The sequence below is a fragment of the Chitinophaga sp. genome (assembly GCF_035564935.1).
GTDB lineage: Bacteria > Bacteroidota > Bacteroidia > Chitinophagales > Chitinophagaceae > Chitinophaga.
On the sequence record NZ_DATMTE010000977.1, the window covers coordinates 1 to 2306 of the forward strand.

The 2306-nt window shown below is 48.4% G+C and carries 1 protein-coding gene; it reads left to right on the forward strand.

The window, feature by feature from the left end:
- Positions 1-213 precede the first annotated feature (213 nt).
- Positions 214-2306, forward strand: a 2093-nt coding sequence (locus VN105_RS25345; RefSeq protein WP_325645508.1) for a SusC/RagA family TonB-linked outer membrane protein, incomplete at its 3' end; no start/stop codon positions are given.

Here is a 2306-nt window from a genome sequence, read left to right on the forward strand (position 1 = left end):
ATACCAGTGAGCATTTAATAACAGTGTAGCATTTCAGTGAACAAACATTTTTATAAACGGATTTATTCAACCAAACTTGACGTACCAGCAACGATTGTAATTCACCCGTTCCATTAACACAGCAACAACGATTATTTCACCAGTGAACAAATTTCCGTAAACATTCAGTCAGCCAGTCTGATAATTCCAGAATAATTCAATAAACCAGAATCTATGCACAAAAAGTTGCTACTACTAGTGCTAATGGGATTCCTATGCCTGCAGGCATGGGCCCAGGAGCGAAAAATTTCAGGTACTGTTACAGATGACAAAGGTGGGCCGCTACCCGGTGTATCTGTAAAAGAAGTAGGTACCAATAATGGTGCAGCCACCAGCCCCCAGGGCGAGTTTACGCTTACCCTGAAAGGCAGTTCCAACAAGCTTTCCATTTCATTTATAGGTTTTGAAACGCAAACGTTGGTATTGTCGGGGAAAGCGTCTTATACTATTGCCCTGAAACCGGATGCCAAAAGTTTAAAAGATGTAGTGGTGATCGGTTACCAGGAAGTGCGGCGCAAAACGGTAACAGCAGCGGTTTCCAGTGTAAAGGGCAAGGATATCGAAAACCTTCCTTCTCCCAGCTTCGACCAGCTGCTGCAAGGCCGTGCCGCCGGTTTGAACGTGCAGAACTTTACCGGTGAGCCGGGCGTAAGAGGGTCTTTCGTGGTAAGAGGAAATACCTCTATCAGCCGCGATGCCAGCGCCGCCCGTACTTTAAGCTCCCCGCTGTTTGTGATAGACGATATCCCCGTGTCGCTGGATGATGCCGCAGCGTTTGATAATACCGGTACCAACTATATCGCCGGCCTGAACCCCAACGATATTGAATCTATCGACATCCTGAAAGACGCCTCTGCTGCGGCCATTTATGGTTCCCGTGGCGCCAACGGCGTGGTGATCGTAAAAACCAAGCGTGGCAAACAGGGCAAGCCACAGGTGAACTTCTCCACCTATGCAGGTTTAACCCGGCAACCAAAATTTGAAACGGTATATGGCGGCGCGGAAGAAAGATGGTTCAAAATGGATTACCTGCAAAAGTATCTTTCAGACCAGCAGAAAGTGAACGGTATTCCCATGATGCTGACAGACAGCCTGAATCCCGCTTTCAGCGGCGCGGTAGACTGGCAGGATCTCTTTTACCAGAACGGCATTATCCAGAACTACGACCTGTCTGTTTCCGGCGCATCAGAAACTACCAACTACCGTATCAGCGGCAACTATTACGATGAAGACGGAACGATCCGTGGAACCGGCTTTAAACGCTATACGATTTCCGCTGCCATGGGCGTGAAAATGTCGTCGCGTTTGAATGTTTCTTCCCTGTTCCGTTTGAGCCGGGGCGACAGATCCCGCGGCCGTGGCGTATTCCCGGGAGAAAATGTGATCCCGCTGATAAACGGCCAGTATCTTTCTTCCCTCTTCAATATCTCCGATATTGACCGTAAAAACTTAACCGGCGACCTGGAATCCGGCCGTGATAAAAACATCAACGATGATATCACTGCCAGTCTTACCGTGAACTACGACATCTCCAAAAAGCTGCGCTTTTCCTCCATAGGTTCTGTTCAGTCCAGCATCAACACCCGCGATATTTTCAGACCGGGAGAGCTGAACACCGCCGGCTTATCCTATGCACAAAGCGGTAAATCGCGTTATGAAAACCTGAACCTCGATAATACGCTGAACTATTCTACGGATGTTGTGAATAAAGATCATCATCTGAATGTGCTGCTGGGTAACACCATCAATAATATCCGGAATGAATTTACCGGTATAGGCAGCGGGGCGCTGAGTAACGATAATGTGAAAGTGGTGCAGGGATATAATCTCAGCTATATGATGTACAGGGATGCGTATGGCAACCTGGTTTCCGGGTCTGATTACCAGTCGTCCGGTATGTTGTCCTTTTTCTCCCGTGTGAATTATAACTATAAAGAGAAATACCTGCTGTCGTTTGCCTATCGTGCCGATGCTTCTTCCCGTTTCGGCCGTAACAGCAGGTGGGGCTACTTCCCCTCCGTATCAGCCGGCTGGAACCTTTCCGACGAACCGTTTATGGCGCCTTTCAAAAGCTGGGTGGAATATTTCAAGATCCGCGGAAGCTATGGCGTAACAGGCAGTTTACCAAAACAATATTATCTCCAGTATAATAATTACAGCATCAACCAGGGTACCTATGGCGGTTCTACCGGTGGCACCTACAACGGGGTGAATGCCGTAACGCCTAACTTCTCCGATGGTGTGGCACAGGACGGGCTTACCTGGGA